This is a genomic window from Kitasatospora sp. NPDC085895 (genome assembly GCF_040702125.1).
In the GTDB taxonomy this organism is placed as follows: Bacteria; Actinomycetota; Actinomycetes; order Streptomycetales; family Streptomycetaceae; genus Kitasatospora; species Kitasatospora arboriphila.
Map to the genome: position 1 here is coordinate 1 of NZ_JBFBJY010000117.1, position 16,442 is coordinate 16,442.

Genomic DNA, 16,442 nt, shown 5'->3' on the forward strand with positions numbered 1-16,442 from the left:
CGCGACACCCGCTCCTGCTTCCAGGCGGTGACCAGCGGCTCGATCAAGGCCCACTGCCCGTCGGACAAGTCCGTTGAGTACGGCATCCGTTCCATACCCCGACCCCATCATGCACACGACACGCAAGTCAGCCTGAACGACTTCGTACCCACGAACGGGCGACACCAGATCATCCAGAACCGGACTTAACGCCCTCTCACACCGGGCGATGACCACCTCGAGGCGGGACAGGTGTTTGTTGGAGTCGCGGGAGGCGTTCGCGTCCATCGGTGAGCCGTCCACCGCCACCGCGGACAGGTCCGCCAGTCCACGCCGGCCGCACGGGCCAGCACCTGCATGAACAGCTGGGTCAGCGCATCGCGGTGACGCTGGATGAACCGCGCGACGGTGGAGTGCTCCACCACGCGGTTCGCGGTGATGATCCGGCAGCCGAGTCAAGATCACGTTCGCGGCCGCACACCAGGAAGTTCCGCCCCACAGGGCCAAACTCCGACACCCCCGCGCCGGTCGGAACCGAACAACGAATCGCTCTTGACTCCCGGCCGGGGGAAGTCGTGCGACAGCCTCCGTGACGCCGGCAGAGACTCGCGAAATCGGCCGATCCGTATTGCGAGGCCCTGTCCGAGTGGAAGATCACGCCGTCGACCCGGCTGCCGCGTGCCGCGACCGCAGCTTCGAGCGCGTCGGCGACCAGCCGGGCATGCATGTGGTCGGCCAGCGACCACCAGACCAGGTGTCGCGAGTGCAGGTCGATGACGGTGGCCAGGTACATCCATGAGCCGCCGACCGGCAGATAGGTGATGTCGCCGACCCACCGGACATCGGGCCCGGCCGCAGTGAAGTCGCGTCCGATCAGGTCCGGTGCCGATGGCGTGTTCCTGTCCTGGACGGTGGTTCGGCGGCGTTTGTGCAGATGACGGCCGGCGATGCCGTGTTCGCGTATCAGTCGGGCTATCCGTTTGCGGTTGACCACCCGGCCCCTGGGCCCGCAGTTCCGCCTGCGCCCTCGGAACCCTGTGGGCGCCCCGGCTCTCCCGGTGGACCTGGCGTATCCCGTGGACGAGTGCCGTCTCGGCCGCTGCCCGCTCGGTCCGGTCCCGTGCCCGGCCTGCCGGGCGTAGTAGCCGGAACGGGCAACGCCCAGGACCTTGCACACTGGACGCCGAACTCGGCGGCGTGGGCGGAGATGAAGTCCCAGCGGCGGGCCCTGACTTCGTCTCCCCGTGCGAAATATTGACCCGAAACGCTAAATTTCCGGCATCTCGGCGATGTAGCGGACGTGCGGGCCCTGGAAGTAGCCGCGGACGATGTGCGGCTGCTTCTGTCGGCGGTGGAAGAAGCGCCGGACCTCGTCGGCGAGCCGGTCGGCATTGCGGGCTCGGGAGGCCGGCAGCAGGGTTCGTTTCAGGTCGGCGTTGACCGGCTCGTCCGGGTTGGTCTCGGGCGCGTACGGGCAGCAGGTGCAGGGTGATGCGGCCGGGGTGGCCGGCGAGCTAGGCGCGGACCTTCTTGCTGCGGTGGACGGAGTGCCGATCGACGATGAGGTGGATCGGGCGGTCGAACTGTCTGTTCAGGCGGTCCGGGAAGTCGCAGAACACCTCGGCGGTGAACGTGCCCCGGTAGACGGTGAACCACATCCGGCCCCGCGGGCTGATCGCGGACATCGCGTTGACCGAGAAGCGGTTACCGGTCCGGCGCACGGTCGGTGTCTCGCCTCGCGGGCCCAGGTCCGGCCGGATACCTGGTCGGAGCGGATACCGCTCTGGTCAGCGAACAGCACTTCGGCACCTTCCTCCTGGGCCTTCACGCGGATGGCGGGCCAGGTCTCCTCGCGCCAGGCGCGGACCGCCTCCACGTCCTGCTCGATCGCGCGCTTGTCCGGGCGCTGGAACGACAGCCCCCAGCGCTTGAGGTACTTGCCCACCCCCTGCTCGGTCAGCCGCACCCGGTACAGCAGGGCGATCAGGTCGCCGACGATCGCCGTGTCCACAACTGCCCACCCAGGCCCAGGTCTTCGGGACGGTGGTCGATCAGGGCCTGCCGGACGCACTGCTGCCGGTCGGGATCGAGCACCTGGTGCTCGCCCACCCGCCGGCCACGGGTCCTGGACACCAGTGCCTCACGGCCGCCGGCCTGCCAGGCGGCCCACCAGTCGGTCACCGACTCCACGGTCACGCCCAGGAACTCGGCCACCTCGCGCCGATCCCGACCCGCCCGGAGCGCCGCAACTGCCGCGTCCGCAGAGCTTCCTGAGCCTTCGGCGACAGCCGCCGCGCGTCCCCCACCAGATCCGTCACGCCCGGACCAACGAGCGCGGAACCTTACCGCTTCGGGTCAATAGGCCGCTGCCCGGCGGAGAATCTCCTTCTCGACCTGCCACTCGCGCTCGGCCTTGCGCAGGCGGGCGAGCTCGGCCCGTTCGTCGGCGCTCAATGCTTGCCCGGTCGACGCCGGCCCGGCATCGGCGGCTCGTAGCCAGTTCCGCAGTATCTCGCGGTTGACCCCGATCTCCTTTGCGACGGCCGCGAACGTGCGCCGGCCCTCCGAGGCCCGGTACAGCGCGACGGCATCACGACGGAACTCGTCCGAGTACTTCGACGGACGTCCCGCCTGGACTTCCCTTCCTGAATCGTCAAGATCCAAGTGTCAGGGTGTCCACGTAACAGGGCAAAGCTCAGTCAACCCGTGCACCTTCGCGATCGGCACCCCACACGCCAGGTACGGTACCGGGACGTCCCGGTACCGTGCCGTCAACCGGACCACCTCACCGCCATCCGCCACATCCTCGACGACCAACGCCGACAACCGCGAAAACATCACACTCACAACAGAGTTGGCTCATCCACACCTCATGATTACAGTTAGGTGCAGTGTCACCACTGACTGCAAACGAGCCGAAATCCGGACGGACCCCCTTGACTCGGTGTGACTGGTGTGCCAATGATGGGGGCCTGGCATCTAGTAGCCAGGCGTAGTGGTCGGCGCAGAAGCGCCCGAGACAACCGACGCCATTTCTGGGCCAGGGGTGTGTGGGGCGGGGCATCGCACCGGGGGTTTCGTTCCAGGCCCGTGCGTCGTGACAGTGTCTCTTCCCATCTCCTCAGGCACTCTTGTGCCCTTTTGAGGGGCTCTCAGCGATGTGCTTCACCTCACCCCGCGACACCTCCCGTGTCCGGTGCGCAACGATCGACAGCCATGCCACGTCATCCAGTCCGCCACCGGCGCACCATCCTCAGGGCTCCTTTCGACCTACACTCTCTGTGCATTCGAGCGGCCACCGCGCTGCGTGGTACAGATCGCTCGAACCGTCGACGGGAAGCGCGTCGTGCGGACGGACGCCGCCAGTGGCTCGCCGATCCGCCACGGCTCCGCTCCTGCCACTGCTTCCGCGCCCTCCATTTCAGCCCCCGGAGAATCTGCAGGAACAGCCGGGCCTGCGCTCAAGCACCGAGAACGGGTCGCGGCGCCCATGGGCTGCGCTGAGGCATTCGTGGCGCGGTGCTCTGAGTCTGGACGTTCTCGTCACACTGGGTCGCTGTGACCGCGCGCCGTATCCGGCGGCAGGAGCCGCTGACTGTCCTGGGCCGAGCATCCCGTGCTGCTGACCGCAGCGCCCGGAAGGGAGGGCCTGAAATGAACGTCGGCGGCACCGAAGCTGCCTGCCCTCGCCTTGCCGCCCGTGATCGCTTTACACCCTCTTGGTGGCTTCAAAGCCGACCTTGACGCGTCGGGCGAGCCGGCTTCGCCGGTACACCCTGTGTCGGTGAGTTGCATGGAGGCGTGTTGGCGTGGTGCGGCCGCGTGGACACCTGCTTCGGGACCAGTCGACGCCGCAGCGGCCCCTGGAGAACTTCCTGATCTGGCGTTGCCGCCGGCCCGGATCTGATCTCCCGCTCACTCGTGGGGGAGGGGCCACGGACGGGCAGAGCCATCCGACAGTCGGCCCACCGGACGGCTGAGGCTGATCCCGCCATCGGTGCGTGGGAGTCCGGTCTTTCCGCAGCGTCGTGCAACGGCTTACCTGAACGGCGCTCGGGAAATGCCCGGAGAAATGCTTATTCGATTACCGGCCGAAGTTGCCGGCGAGTCGATGTCGCAGTGAACCATCCGCTGCGAGGGCTGATGAACCATGCCAGGTCAATGAGCAATTAATTTCCGGCATTCTAAGGAGTCTGGGCTTGTTTGAAAAAATCTCATCAGGTGACATCCGGCAGATTTCTCGGTTCTTTCCATCCGGCTAGGGATTTTCCCGTGAACAACTCGCAAACCTCGGCAAAGAAGTGCTGGCGGATCTTCCTGTGGGCGTTTCCAAGCCGCATTCATCCTCTTCGAGTAATTCCGGCGAAGCGGACACCGATCCGCCGGGTCCAGGAATCGGCGGCAGAACCCGGAAGTCGGCGCTGTCGTAGATTTCTCCGGCCATGCGTGGCCATGACTGCGGCGATGGCTACATTCTCACTCCCAGTCATTCCGTTGATACCGGGTACGGCGTCCGCGGCACAGCAGGGTTCCCTTCTTACAGATGCCGGAACCGTTGATGACACGGACTACATCCAGCAGCTTCTCAATAATCCGCAGAACGGCGTAGTGGATCTGCCGTACCGCCCTTCCTCCGCGCCGTTCATCATCAGGCCTGGCCTTACCATCCCGCGAGGCGAAGTAATCAACGGGCACGGGACAACCCTCAAGGTCAAGGACAATTATGGCGACTATCGCGCCATTTTGACGGCTCCGGCCACCACGGACCTTTCCGGCCTCAAGATCACGGGCATCGTATTCGACCAGAACGCGTCAGGCAACCCTATTTCAACGAGCAATTGTTCCTCGAGTTGCCTGTCGTCGACTTCGCCGCGGTTCGTCCTCGCCCTTCTCTCTGGCACGGGGATCACCATAACGCAGGACATGTTCATTAACACAAACAACACGAATACGGTCGTCACCGGAAGTTCTACACGTGATGTCACCTTGTCCTACAGCACTTTCTCCACCGTAAACACTCCGTGGCATGATCACTCCTCTGTCTACACCTCGGGAACCAATACGGTGATTTATGGTAATACATTCAATGGCAATGCCTCCCTTGCGGCCGCTATCGAAGTGCATGGCGACAAGGCAAACATTCAGAACAACACGATAAATGACTACTATCGGGGAACCAACATTGTTGCCTCCAACACTACCTTCTCGAACAACACCGTCTACCGGGCGGCGAACGTGATCGATCTCTGGTCAACCGTGGCACCGGGCCTCCACGACGTAACGATCGCGCAAAATCGAATACAACTCGATCTCGCCCATTGGGCACAGGTGATGAAATCGCTCGGGCGCGCCATGCCGGAGCGACAGTATACGCAATTCGTCATCTACGACGCAGTTTCGACCTACCCGTTCACTAGGATCTCCATCCAGAACAACACATCAATTCCACTGCAATGAACCTTCACCCTGAAAGAGCGGTCCGTCTCACCGCCGAACTGTGCCACCGTGCCCCGCAAGAGGAATGCTCGGAACCTGTGGATCGGCTCGGGAAGGCGGACCTCCCGGGTGATTGATCGATAGGCCACCCGGCAAGATCGACGTTGCAGCGTCGGCCGGAAAGGCGCGCCCTGTGCTCACCGCAGTCAACGAGGACGGAACTACGCGGGAGGGCCCCCTACCGGACGAGATCGTCCGCGAAGGCGCGAGGCGGATGCTGGCCGCCGCGCTTGACTGGGCGTTTCGCCCCTGACTTCGGAGCTCAGGTTCCGCGCCAGGTCGGGGTGGATTCGCCGGTGAGGCGGCGGGTCATGAGCCCGATCATCGCGACGTGGACCATGGCTTCCGAGCGGGCCGGGAGTGCCTCGTAGTCGCGGGCCAGGCGCCGGTGGAGCATGAGCCAACCGAAGGTGCGCTCGACGATCCAGCGGCGGGGCTGAACAACAAACCCCCTGGTGGCAGGGTCGCGGCGGACGATCTCGAGGTCGATGCCCAGGGTGGCGGCGTGTTCCACGACGGCGTTCTTGTAGCCCATGTCGGCCCAGGCCTTGCGGATCGTGGGGTGCTCGGCCGCGACCGCGGTCAGCAGCTGCCGGCCGGCGGCGTTGTCCTGGACGCTCGCGGCGGTGACCAGCACCACGAGCAGCAGACCGATCGTGTCGGTGACGATGTTGCGTTTCCTGCCGACGATCTGCTTCCCGACATCGACGCCCTGGTCGACGGCAGGGACGTTGGTGGAGGTCTTGATGCTCTGCGAGTCGATGATGCACGCCGTTGGTTCCGGATCGCGGCCTTCGGCGGTGCGGACCAGGCGTCGGAGAAGGCCGCCTGGCTGCTCGAACACTCCCTCCTTCTGCCAGCGGGCGAAGTAGGCGTAGACGGTTTCCCAGGGCGGGTAGTCGTGCGGGAGGTAGCGCCAGGGGATGCCGGTGCGGTCGACGTAGAGGATCGCGTCCAGCAGGTCGCGCAGCTCGTGCTCGGGTGGGCGACCGAACGCCAGGGCACGTGCAGTGCGCTCCTGGCGCCAGGCAGTGAGGGTGGGTTCGACCAAGGCCCAGCGGGCATCGGGCAGGTCACTCGGATATGGCCGACGACCGTCACCTCCAGCCCGCAACAGCCTGACCACAGGCACAACACGGCGGCTGCCGGGCGCCGTCGTACGGTGCCCGGCACACCCATGTGCGAGAAGAGCTGCCCCGCCGGGCGACGTGGAAGGCCCGCCGGGCAAGTGTGCGTCTCGTCCCGGACGGCGCGCAGAAAAACCTACCCGGTCCACCAACAGCCAGCCCGACCGGTCCCGATCCACCGGACTCGCGAGGCGGGCCGTGCTGCGGCGTCCTCCAGCACGCTGGGCCGAACGCAGATCCGGCCCGTCGCGGACACCGATCCCGGGCGGCCCAGGACAGGACGGCACCGCCGGGCCCGCGGCGTGAGGACCTTTCAGGGGACGAGCTGGGCGAGTACGCCGGTGACGGCGGCAGCGAGGGTGAGGACGGCGGCGAAGGTCACTGAGGCGCGGCCGAGGGTGGCCGGGGAGGTGTCGCCGTCGAGCCTGGTCGCGATGTGCCACAGGATGTACGGGCGCTGAGCGGACATCCGGGCGACGTGCCGCCCCCGGGCGGCCGGCCGGAGGCTGTCGACCCGGTTGGTGAAGGCGGCCTGCCCGGTGCCGGTGGGACGAAACCAGCGGCCCCTGGGGGGCGACCCTGTGTCCAGGAGCCGGCGAGGGGACGACAGCCGGTTCCGCGGAACGTGCTCGTTCCCAGAAATTCCGCCACCCCGGAAGCGCCGGCGTGATGGTGTAGGCCTTCCACGCCCGAGTCCGAGGAGGCCGCTGTGACCCGAACGCCGCAGGAGATCTTCGAGAGTTACGTCTACGCCGGTGCCCTGACCCGGAATGCCGACGCCCTCGCCGCGGCCTTCACCGCGGACGGCGTCTTCGAGGCGCCGCTCATGCCCGCCGACGCCTCCTTCCCCCGGAGGCTGGTGGGCCGCGCGGAGATCCGCAGCGCGATGGCGGCCTACTACGAACGGCAGGCGGAGGGCGGCCGCGCGCCGAACATCGAGAAGTCCGGATACGTGCTGCACACCACCTCGGACCCCGACGTGTTCATCGCCGAAGTCGACACGGTGTTCGACGGCGACGAAGGCGACCGGGTGGTCTCGCTGGTACAGATCTTCCGCATCCGGGACGGGAAGATCGCCCGGCTGCGTGACTACTTCGCCCCCGAGCTGATGAGCTGAGGGCATCCGAAGGCTGAGGGCGTCCGAAGCTTCGGACGGCGAGGCTCCGCCGGCTGAAGCGCTCGGTCACAGCAGCTGTGACCCGAGCGCTTCAGCCGGCCCTGTCACCGGGTTCCTGCGGTTCGGTCCGGACGCGCGGGCGTCGCGGTCCGGCCGGCGGGGCTGCGGCGCCCGCGGGTCGGATGGGTCAGCGCCGGGAGCGGGTGGTGGGGGCGGCGAGGTAGCCGGTCCGTCCGCGGACGGTGTCCACCAGGGCCGCGGCCGCGGTCCGGGGGAACTCCACGCAGGCGCTCTTGGGCAAGGTGGTGCTCTGGCCGAGGCGGCAGGCGACGGCGGTGAGCTTGATGGTGATGAAGTCCGCGATCTGCGCGCCGAACCGGATGGGCTTGCCGTTGACGGTGACGTCGCCGACAGTGAAGCCCCGGTCCGCGGGGACCTCGTAGACGGCGCGGACGGGATGCGTGTCATCGCCGCGCAGGTACCTCCAGTAGCTCTTGGGGTCGGAGCCGTCCGGTGTGCTCCACCCGTCCGTGGCCAGGTCGTCGAAGTACAGGCCGACCAAGTGCGCGGCGACCTCCTCGAGCCCGCCGTCGAGGTTCAGCCCGGGCTCACCCCGACCACCCTCCTCCGGCGTTTCTCCTCGGATCACCGCGTCACCTCGCTCATCCCGCCCACCGTACGCAGAGCACCCCGGGCAGGCCCGCACCACACGCACGGCAGGCGGCGGCTCACGGGCGCGGGCTCTCCCGCCGGAACGGACCGGCCTTTGCCTTGTTGGGCCCGGCCGGGACCAGGAGCCGGGTCAGGGGCCGGAGGACACCCAGATCTTCAGGGTGGAACCGGGGTCGACGTGCGCACCGGCGGCCGGTTCCTGCCGGACCACCTGGCCGGCGGGCCGGACGCCGTCCGCGACGGGGTGCTCCTCCAGCTTGAGACGGGCGATCTCCGCGCAGGAGCGGGCCACCTCGACAGTCCGGTACTCCAGCCCGGGCGCCTCCGGACGGTCACTGGTCGCGTAGAAGTCGCAGCCGGCCAGCTCGCCCACCGCTCTCGGATCTCCGCCGGAGGAGGTCCACACCGCGACCGTGCCACCCCGGGCGATGTTCCCGTCGGCCGGCTCCTGCCTGGCCACCTGACCGGCCGGTACCAGCGCGTCCTGGACGGTTCCCGCCTCCTTTAGCGTCACCCGGGCGATCTCCGCGCAGACCCGGGCCTCGGCCGCCGTCCTGCCCTTGAGCCAGGGCACCGGGATCTTGCCGTGCTGCTCCTCGAGCTCGCAGTTGGCGAGCTCGCCCTTGGCGCGGGGGTCGCCGCCCGTCGACACTCAGACGGTGACGGTGTCGCCCCGGCTGACCGACTGGGCGGCCGAGGGTTCCTGCCGGGTGACGGTGTCCTTGTCGTACCTGGTGCCAGCGGTGGTCTTCTGGTCGATCCTCAGCCCGGCGATCTCGGCGCACGTCCTGGCCTCGTTCGCCGACATGCCGGTGAACGAGGGCGAGTTGAGGTGGCCGTTCGAGGTGCCGGGGTCGCACCAGAGGTAGGTGCCGGTGGCTCGTGGGTCCGGCGTGTGCGAGACGCCACCAACGCTTCCGAAGAGGTAGGGCGCGCCGAGGCCGGCTCCCACGACCAGCAGCACCACGGCGGGGAAGGCGAGCCCGGCGAAGATCTTCAGGTTGCGGACGGTCCGCTCGGCGTCGGCCGATTGCGGATGGGTGCCGAAGTGGACGGTCGTCGTGAACGTCCGGCCGTCACTGTGGCCCTCGCCCCGGCTGTCCTCGCCGGGCGTGCCGGTGCGGATCGTGATCCGCTCGGCGGGATCGCCGTCGACGGTGAAGGACTCCCGGCCGACGGTGGGGGTGCCCTGGCTAGCGACGGTCGTTCTCGGGGCGGCGTCCACGGCCTCGGCGGGGCCGGCCCGGTCGGGTCCGGCTCGGTCGGGGCGGGCCGCGCCGTCGGCCAGAACGGTCCCGGCGGTGACGGTGAGGGCGTCGTGGACGGGGGTGACGAGGGTCGGAGTGGGCCCGGCGGGCGGTTCGCCCGAGGCGATGCGACGGAGCTCCTCGGCCATGGACCCGGCACTCGGGTACCGCTCGGCCGGGTCCTTGCACCGCGCCCTGGCCACGACGGCGTCTACGGCCTGGGGCAGCGAGGCGTCGAGCGACGAGGGCACCGGCGGCGGCTGCCGGACGTGCTGGTAGAGCACGCTCATGGTGCTCTCCCCGTCGAACGGCAGGCTCCCGGTGAGGAGTTCGAAGAGCATGCAGCGGCCGAGTAGAGGTCGGAACGGGCGTCGGCGGGCCGGCCCAGGGCCTGCTCGGGGGAGAGGTACTGCGGCGTGCCGAGCACCGTGCCGGTCCGCGTCATCGCGGTGGCGTCGGACTGCAGCGCCCGCGCGATGCCGAAGTCCATGACCTTGACGGTGCCGCCGGCGGTGGTCATCACGTTGGCCGGCTTGATGTCCCGGTGGACCAGCCCGCGCCGGTGACTGCACTCCAGCGCGTCCAGCACCGCCGCCGTCACGGTCAGGACCAGATCCAGCGGAAGCGCGGAGGCGGAGGAGTGCGCGGCGCGGTCCCGGACGAGCTCGCGCAGGGACCGTCCCTCCACGTACTCCATCACCATGAACTGCACGGTGCCGTCGGGCCCGTCGTCCTCACCGCTGTCGTGGACGGCCACGATGTTGGGGTGGTTCAGCGCCGCCACCGCCCGGGCCTCACGGCGGAACCGCGCCCGGAACGACGGGTCGCGCGCCAGGTCGGCGTGGAGGGTCTTCACCGCGACCGTACGGTCCAGCACCGTGTCGTGGGCGCGGAACACCGACGCCATACCGCCCGCACCCAGCGGGGCCTCCAGAACGTAGCGGCCCTTGCCGACCGACCGGACCGGCCCGACTGCGTGCACCTTCTTCGGTTCCCCTCGACACTCGATCGCCCCTGCGTGCACGCCTCGCGCGCGAACCCCGGCACCGGCCGCCGCAATTGCTCACGGGCCGTCACCCGCGCCCGCCCCGCGTGCCGGAGACGCTCCCGGGCATCCCACCCGACGGAGGCACTGCACATGACAGGCGACGACGGTACCGGTCAACCCGCAACGGAGTCGAATGCGAAAGCGACCCGGCAACGCCGTGCAGTCCCCACGCGGACGACCGCCCGTTCCGCCGTGGCCCGAGCAGGCCCGGCGGCATGGGAGCGGTTGTCGCGGCGACTGGACACGGAGCCGACCGGCCGACGGGTGGCCGTTCTCCACCAGCCGGGGGAGGAGATGCTGCTCGACGGGCACCTGCAGACCCGTTGCGTCGAGCTGGCGGTGCACCTCGAGGACCTCGCGCTCAGCGTGGAGATACCGTGCTCCGTGCCCGACACCGGGCCCGTTGGCCGCCCTGGCGCTGAGCCTTCTGACGGAGCATCGGGATGCCGGTGTGGTGCCCGCCGCGAGTTGTGGCAGCAGGTACCCGGCGAGCTCCACCGGGCCGCGCTGCTGCAGCTGCTCATTGCGGTCTGCTTCTCGGTCGGCTCCGACCACGGCACGCTCCCGCCCGCGCAGACCGTGGCTTTGATCAAGCAGGTCGTCATGGCCGGCGGGGCCGCGGTCTGACCTGGGTGAGCCCCGAAGCGGCAGGGCATCCGCACGGCAAAGTGCCGGGATGCTGCCGACCGGGTGAAAGACCGCGGCCAGCCGCGACGCCGTGCCCCACCGCGGCGTTGCCTCTCGGCTCGTCCGCCTTGATCCGGTCGGTCGGGATCAGCGTCCCGTCGACGATCACGAAGTCGCTCTCGCCCAGACCGACCAGCGCCTCACGCAGGCCCGGCGCCCATGCGGCCAGGACCTTGAGGGTCTCGTCGACGTACCGCCAGGCGGTCGCCTCCGACACACCGAACCCGGCTCCGACCTGCGCGAGAGTCTCGTTCTTCCGAAGGTGGGCCAGTACCAGCAGGGCCTGCTTGAAGCAGTCCAACTTCCGCCATCGCGATCCGATTCACACCTTCGGGTATGGATCAGCCACGAGACGTGCTCGACGAGCTCGTGCGCGACGTCGAGCATGGCAGGTTACGAGACCAACAGGGCCCCTCGGCAGCGACGTGATGAGTGAGATCACCACGGCAACGACGAGGGGCCCTGTCGCGTCACTAAAACCCCGCTGACCAGCCGTTTCACCCTGCCGAGACAGGATGAAAGAGGCTCACTGTCGGTCAGGCTCTGGTCACCGCCCACGGCGGACTTGACGCCGAGATTAGCCTCGGCGGTGGTCCAGTCGAGGGTCTGCAGGAGCACTACTTTCGCGGCGGCGAGCGCCGCGCGTCCGGCCTTGGCGTCGAGTTCACCGGGATCCAGTGGGCCGACTTCGGCGTCTGGTGACGGCTCGGACCCGCCCCGGTCGGCCTGGTGTTGTGACTGAGCGCTTCGGTTGGCCAGTTGAGCGCGGAGGATGCCTGCGAACGAATCTGGCACGATTCCTGTCGTCGCCTTGAGGCGGTCAACGTCCCGCCGAGGCAAGAAGACCATTTTGATCTCTGATTACCAACAGCGTCTGCGAGAGCGGTTCCTGTCCGTTCCCGTCGTTGCGCCGCCCGCTCCCTGGCGCCCGGTCTTCAATCGGCGCATCCCCATCGGCGGGCTGCTCGGCATCGGCTTTGTCCCCGCTCCTGACGACGGCCGCGACCTGCTCATGGTGGTGTCCCGCGATGGCCACGGGCTCTTTGACACCGTGACCGGCGAGAAGATCGCTCGGGACCGTGACCCCGACCCCGACGACAGCACCCCGGACGCGCAGCCGGATCTTTCCTGCCCCGGGCTCGGCCCCGTCTCGGCGACCCGGGTACGCATCGCGGGACTCTTCGGGGGCGGCCTGCACACCACCACTCATGACGGCTGGACCCTGGAGGTGGTCAGCCCCGAGTGGCCGCACGACCGCGTCCTGCTATCCGCGGACGGAGGCATACCCCACAACGGACCGCACGGGGAGGACTGGTGGCACATCTTCGACTCCAACTACTCCGAACTGCGGGCTGCCGGCTTCTCGCCGTCCGGATACACCCTCGCGGTCGCCACCAGCAGCGACCTCACACTCTGGACCCGTCCGGCGCCTGACACCGAGCGCTCACCGGCCAACTGAAGCACTCAGTCACAGAGGTTCCATCCGCGGGACACCAGGCCGACCGGGGGCCCACGGAGTTGCCTACGGAATGGTCTGCGGAATGTCCTGCGATCGGTGCCGTGTGGTGGCCGGTCAAGGAGTCTGACCTGCGGGGCAAGGGGGCGGCGGGGGCCAGCTACTTCCCTGGGGCACCCTTCGGCGGAGACCGGTGCCTGTTGCTGAACTTGCCGCCGGTCGTTGGACCGGGCATGGATGCAGACCTGTACACCCCTCGCCGTATCGCACCCAACTGGCGCGCACAGGAACTCCTGGTCGCTCTGATCCAGGCCGCGGGTGGTGAGTTGACGTTCGCCGGCGAGCACATGCTCACCACCTCGACCCGGGACGCCGGTGGAGACATCCGGGATGTGCTCTACGAGCCTCTCCCCGACGGGACGATCCGTCTCTCGCTGGCCCAGTCGGATGCGGGCCCAGCATCGGCCGGCCTGTAGGGCGCGCCGGTGGCCACCGGCACGAGAACGATCAGGGCCGGGCCGGTATCGCTGCTCCCGTGCCTACCGGACTCCGGGGTAGGCCCGGGGGTCGGTTCCACGGTGGGAGCCGTGGTCGGCCCAGGGGGTTGGAGTCGCCGTAGGAGTCATAGTCGGAGCCTGCCTCCGGGCGGCCGGATCGTTTCCGCAGGCCGGACCGGGTGGCAAGCCGCTTCGCGCCGAGGACGCCTTTTCCCGCGCGATAGCCGTGAGAGGTCCGGGCGAACCCCGGGGGCGGTGGGGCCGCGCGAAAGTCCTGTGCGGCCTCCTGGTGGCCCATCGTCGATGGGCGGCCTACCCGGGTGCGGTGCGGCGTCGTGCGGGCACCACAGGCCTGCTGTGGCCCCGCGGCGGGCCGCACCACTGCTGCGTCCGTCCGGTTCCGATGCCGGGGCTGGTGCTCGCGGGTGAAGCGCTGCTGGTGGGCGGCGTGCTGCCGCGGGGTGGGCCTGTGGTGGCCGTAGCGTCCGGGGTGGAGAGGCTGGGTCATCGGCCGTTTCCCTCCTCCTCGGCCCGGCCGCCCTCCCCCCTGGGCGGCCGGGCCGTACGTTGCACCCTAGGGCAGGCCTGCACGGGGATGGGGCGGTGGGTGCCTCGCTCCGGTCCTCGGCAGGACGCCGGTTTTGTCAGGACACGGGTGCGGTCGCCGTACTGCGGCAGTGGGGGTTAGCGTCGAAGACGGCCAGGGGCTGCCGGCGGTACCCGGCGGTCCCGGTCCGTGGCTGTGCGGGCTCTTCCGGCCGGCTTCAGGCTAGGAGGCGTGAGCGAGCGTTCCTACGACGGCGAGGCCGTCCTGCACATCGGCGGAGCGGACTACCCGTGCTGGGCCTCGCTGGTCTGGTGGACAGACCCGGCCCCGGCGCAGGCCTCTGGGAATGCCCGCGGGCCGCAGGGCCTGGGCCGGTGGGAGGGCAAGCTCCGCCTGGACAGCGAGGACGACGCCGTGAACGCCTGGTTTGCCTCCGACGAGCGCCATGCTCTCGTCCTCGTCCAGGGCCGGTTCGCCGCGGTGAAGGTGGCCGACATGGACGGGTTGTTCCTGCTCGTGGACGGCGCCGGGTCCCCGCCCTTCTGACCCTCCAGGAAGGCACCGCGCCTCATCCGGCCCCTCGCGTGCGCGCACGAGCGCCCCTGCGCGTTGGGCCCCGCCGCGGATGTGTAGCCGCTTGCGAAATTCGCCCACGGGGCCGGTCGCGAATTTCGGCGCCGACGGGAGCCACGGGCCCGTCCGGCCGTCCCCGATCGAATAGCCGGTGGGGCCGGAGCAGACCGTCCGGTCCGGCCGGGGCGGGCTACGGCAGGTCGGGGTGCTGCGTGCCGGGGTGCGGCGTCCCGGTGACGATCTCGTACAGGCCGGGGCCCACCTTGCGGAACCGGCCGCCCACGGCCTTGGCGAGGTGAGCCCGTTGCACGTCCAGGCGGTCCATCGCGACCCCGGGCGGGATCTCCACGTACGCGCGGACCATGGCGATCTCCTCCGGCGTCAGCTCCGGCTCCGGCACGACAGCCCTCCACGGGTTCGGCAAACCTTCACTCAAAGTATCCAAAGAAGGGCATATAGCTGAAAAGGATGATATTCGGCCTGGGGTCGAGTCCGGCAGCGGATCATCGACCGCCACCCCCACACCGGCCCGCGGCAGTGGCAGCCACCAAACACCCGGCGCACGCCGCCCACCTGCCCGGCAGAGCGAACGGACACAGAAAGGAGCGGGCCGGGACCGGCGCGCCGAGACTTGAGGCCATGGAGCCACGCTTTCACCAGGGCGATGCCAAAGTGCACGCCGGCGCAGACCTCTACCGCTGCCGGGCGAACCTGCGCTGCTGGACCGACCAGATCAGCAACGGCACATCCCTCTACCCCGGCCTGGAGCAGTGGGCCGGACACCTCCACTTCGACAGTGACGCCGACGCGGAAACCGTCCTGTACGCCGGTGCCCCGCACCTGGCCATCAACGACACCGAGGCCGCGTTCCTCGTCGAGGAGCTGGACCGCCCGACCGCCACGCTCACGATCCGCGGCAACGGTCCCGCACCGTTTTGACCCCGAAACCCGCACCGCCGCCGGCAGCGAACCCGCTGCGTCAGGCACAGCCCCCACCGCCGACCAGTCTGCGGCGCGGGAAGGTGGCTCCGAGGCCGGGGGTCGGATGACCTCGTCGAACCCGGCCCCGGAGCCGCGCGCCTAGGGTCCGTCTTCAAAGATGATCAAGCGATGAGATCATGTCGGTGTGATACGTCGTCATGAGCTTTCCGATGCCGAGTGGGCTGTGCTCTCGCGGTTCCTGCCGAGTTCGGGAACCGCGGGCCGGCCGCGCAGTGACGATCGGTTGGTGTTGAACGGGATCGTCTGGAAGCTGCGGACCGGATCGGCCTGGCGCGACGTGCCTGAGCGGTACGGGTCCTGGCAGACCCTGTACACACGATTTCGCAGGTGGGCACTGGACGGCACGTTCTCGCGCATGCTTCGGCAGGTCCAGGCGGAGAAGGACGCGGCCGGCGACATCGACTGGCTCGTGTCGGTCGACTCCACGATCGTCCGCGCCCACCAACACGCCGCAGGCGGCAAAAAGGGGCAGTCGACAGGGACGAAACGGGTGATCACGCCCTCGGCCGATCCCGTGGCGGACTGAGCACCAAGGTCCACCTGGCCTGCGATGGACGCGGCCGCCCGCTGGGCTTCGTCCTGACGGGCGGCAACACCAACGACTGCACCCGTTTCGAGCACGTCATGCAGGCCATTCGCATCCCGCGAGTCGGGCCGGGCCGACCCCGCACGCGACCCGATCATGTGATCGCCGACAAGGGCTACAGCTCCCGGAAGATCCGCGCCTACCTGCGCAGACGCGGCATCCGGCACACCATCCCCGAACGGGCCGACCAGGCGCTCAACCGGCTCAACCGGGGCTCCCGCGGCGGCCGACCGACCGGCTTCGACCGGCAGACCTACAAGCTCCGCAACGTCGTCGAACGCTGCTTCAACCGACTCAAGCAGTGGCGCGGCCTGGGTGAGGTCGACTCGGGGCGCCCTGCTGGTGTCTCCACCAGTGGGTTTCCCCGAGCCGCCTCCCGAACCCGGCGTGCCCGTCTCCGGGCACCGG

Annotated in this window: 19 protein-coding genes and 4 pseudogenes; 8 read left to right on the forward strand and 15 right to left on the reverse strand. The window is 68.9% G+C overall.

Annotated features, from left to right (window positions below; genetic code table 11):
• The 6 genes and pseudogenes from AB0442_RS38300 to AB0442_RS38325 all read right to left on the reverse strand — a co-directional run.
• Positions 1–95: pseudogene (locus AB0442_RS38300) on the reverse strand (IS5/IS1182 family transposase); the annotation flags it as partial.
• Positions 96–349: 254 nt separating this feature from the next.
• A complete protein-coding gene (locus AB0442_RS38305; RefSeq protein WP_366168155.1) occupies positions 350–1,156 on the reverse strand; it encodes a DDE-type integrase/transposase/recombinase in 807 nt (268 codons plus the stop codon).
• A gap of 337 nt (positions 1,157–1,493) precedes the next feature.
• Positions 1,494–1,700 (reverse strand): transposase, encoded by a 207-nt coding sequence (locus tag AB0442_RS38310; RefSeq protein ID WP_366168156.1) that lies wholly within the window; start codon positions 1,698–1,700, stop codon positions 1,494–1,496.
• Positions 1,701–1,882: 182 nt separating this feature from the next.
• Positions 1,883–1,990 (reverse strand): annotated as a pseudogene (locus AB0442_RS38315) (winged helix-turn-helix domain-containing protein); the annotation flags it as partial.
• Positions 1,963–2,193 carry a hypothetical protein gene (locus AB0442_RS38320; protein ID WP_366168157.1) on the reverse strand — a complete coding sequence of 77 codons (231 nt, stop codon included), beginning with the start codon at positions 2,191–2,193 and terminating at the stop codon, positions 1,963–1,965. The gene AB0442_RS38320 and the pseudogene AB0442_RS38315, both read right to left, overlap by 28 nt.
• Positions 2,194–2,334: 141 nt before the next feature.
• The gene (locus AB0442_RS38325; RefSeq protein ID WP_366168158.1) at positions 2,335–2,643 is read right to left on the reverse strand and encodes a transposase; all 309 of its coding nucleotides are present in this window, start codon (positions 2,641–2,643) and stop codon (positions 2,335–2,337) included.
• A gap of 1,608 nt (positions 2,644–4,251) precedes the next feature.
• Between AB0442_RS38325 and AB0442_RS38330 the strand changes: the two genes are divergently transcribed.
• Complete coding sequence (locus tag AB0442_RS38330; protein ID WP_366168159.1) at positions 4,252–5,436, forward strand: hypothetical protein; 1,185 nt, start codon at positions 4,252–4,254, stop codon at positions 5,434–5,436.
• Between the two features lie 301 nt (positions 5,437–5,737).
• Here AB0442_RS38330 and AB0442_RS38335 read toward each other — a convergent pair whose 3' ends face one another.
• Both AB0442_RS38335 and AB0442_RS38340 read right to left on the reverse strand, forming a co-directional pair.
• Positions 5,738–6,589: an IS5 family transposase gene (locus AB0442_RS38335; RefSeq protein WP_366168173.1), complete on the reverse strand. Its 852-nt coding sequence runs from the start codon at positions 6,587–6,589 to the stop codon at positions 5,738–5,740.
• Between the two features lie 326 nt (positions 6,590–6,915).
• Positions 6,916–7,071 (reverse strand): hypothetical protein, encoded by a 156-nt coding sequence (locus AB0442_RS38340; protein WP_366168160.1) that lies wholly within the window; start codon positions 7,069–7,071, stop codon positions 6,916–6,918.
• A gap of 240 nt (positions 7,072–7,311) precedes the next feature.
• Between AB0442_RS38340 and AB0442_RS38345 the strand changes: the two genes are divergently transcribed.
• Positions 7,312–7,719: a nuclear transport factor 2 family protein gene (locus AB0442_RS38345; protein WP_366168161.1), complete on the forward strand. Its 408-nt coding sequence runs from the start codon at positions 7,312–7,314 to the stop codon at positions 7,717–7,719.
• Between the two features lie 187 nt (positions 7,720–7,906).
• On the opposite strand, the gene AB0442_RS38350 is transcribed toward AB0442_RS38345, so the two are convergent.
• The 4 genes from AB0442_RS38350 to AB0442_RS38365 all read right to left on the reverse strand — a co-directional run bounded on the left by AB0442_RS38350 (position 7,907) and on the right by AB0442_RS38365 (position 10,620).
• Positions 7,907–8,368 (reverse strand): hypothetical protein, encoded by a 462-nt coding sequence (locus tag AB0442_RS38350; RefSeq protein WP_366168162.1) that lies wholly within the window; start codon positions 8,366–8,368, stop codon positions 7,907–7,909.
• Between the two features lie 153 nt (positions 8,369–8,521).
• Positions 8,522–9,043, reverse strand: coding sequence for a PASTA domain-containing protein (locus AB0442_RS38355; protein ID WP_366168163.1), 522 nt, complete (start codon positions 9,041–9,043; stop codon positions 8,522–8,524).
• Positions 9,044–9,979 carry a PASTA domain-containing protein gene (locus AB0442_RS38360; RefSeq protein WP_366168164.1) on the reverse strand — a complete coding sequence of 312 codons (936 nt, stop codon included), beginning with the start codon at positions 9,977–9,979 and terminating at the stop codon, positions 9,044–9,046. It abuts the gene before it with no gap.
• The gene (locus AB0442_RS38365; RefSeq protein ID WP_366168165.1) at positions 9,925–10,620 is read right to left on the reverse strand and encodes a protein kinase; all 696 of its coding nucleotides are present in this window, start codon (positions 10,618–10,620) and stop codon (positions 9,925–9,927) included. The genes AB0442_RS38360 and AB0442_RS38365 overlap by 55 nt, the downstream gene beginning before the upstream one ends.
• Positions 10,621–11,154: 534 nt before the next feature.
• Between AB0442_RS38365 and AB0442_RS38370 the strand changes: the two genes are divergently transcribed.
• Positions 11,155–11,313 (forward strand): hypothetical protein, encoded by a 159-nt coding sequence (locus tag AB0442_RS38370; RefSeq protein WP_366168166.1) that lies wholly within the window; start codon positions 11,155–11,157, stop codon positions 11,311–11,313.
• A 115-nt stretch (positions 11,314–11,428) separates the two neighbouring features.
• Here the strand turns inward: AB0442_RS38370 and AB0442_RS38375 are convergent.
• Positions 11,429–11,760, reverse strand: a pseudogene (locus AB0442_RS38375) (transposase family protein); the annotation flags it as partial.
• 51 nt (positions 11,761–11,811) lie between these two features.
• Positions 11,812–12,168 carry a hypothetical protein gene (locus AB0442_RS38380; protein WP_366168167.1) on the reverse strand — a complete coding sequence of 119 codons (357 nt, stop codon included), beginning with the start codon at positions 12,166–12,168 and terminating at the stop codon, positions 11,812–11,814.
• 55 nt (positions 12,169–12,223) lie between these two features.
• Between AB0442_RS38380 and AB0442_RS38385 the strand changes: the two genes are divergently transcribed.
• The 3 genes from AB0442_RS38385 to AB0442_RS38395 all read left to right on the forward strand — a co-directional run bounded on the left by AB0442_RS38385 (position 12,224) and on the right by AB0442_RS38395 (position 14,419).
• Positions 12,224–12,832, forward strand: a complete 609-nt coding sequence (locus AB0442_RS38385) for a hypothetical protein (RefSeq protein WP_366168168.1) — start codon at positions 12,224–12,226, stop codon at positions 12,830–12,832.
• A gap of 230 nt (positions 12,833–13,062) precedes the next feature.
• Entirely contained in the window at positions 13,063–13,305 is a 243-nt protein-coding gene (locus tag AB0442_RS38390; RefSeq protein WP_366168169.1) for a hypothetical protein, read from the forward strand.
• Positions 13,306–14,104: 799 nt separating this feature from the next.
• Positions 14,105–14,419 carry a hypothetical protein gene (locus tag AB0442_RS38395; protein ID WP_366168170.1) on the forward strand — a complete coding sequence of 105 codons (315 nt, stop codon included), beginning with the start codon at positions 14,105–14,107 and terminating at the stop codon, positions 14,417–14,419.
• A 217-nt stretch (positions 14,420–14,636) separates the two neighbouring features.
• On the opposite strand, the gene AB0442_RS38400 is transcribed toward AB0442_RS38395, so the two are convergent.
• Entirely contained in the window at positions 14,637–14,846 is a 210-nt protein-coding gene (locus AB0442_RS38400; RefSeq protein ID WP_366168171.1) for a hypothetical protein, read from the reverse strand.
• A 239-nt stretch (positions 14,847–15,085) separates the two neighbouring features.
• Here AB0442_RS38400 and AB0442_RS38405 point away from each other — a divergent pair, with 239 nt between their 5' ends.
• Together AB0442_RS38405 and AB0442_RS38410 are read left to right on the forward strand one after the other, a co-directional pair.
• The gene (locus AB0442_RS38405) at positions 15,086–15,385 is read left to right on the forward strand and encodes a hypothetical protein (protein ID WP_366168172.1); all 300 of its coding nucleotides are present in this window, start codon (positions 15,086–15,088) and stop codon (positions 15,383–15,385) included.
• Between the two features lie 241 nt (positions 15,386–15,626).
• Positions 15,627–16,348: pseudogene (locus AB0442_RS38410) on the forward strand (IS5 family transposase); the annotation flags it as partial.
• Positions 16,349–16,442: the final 94 nt, after the last annotated feature.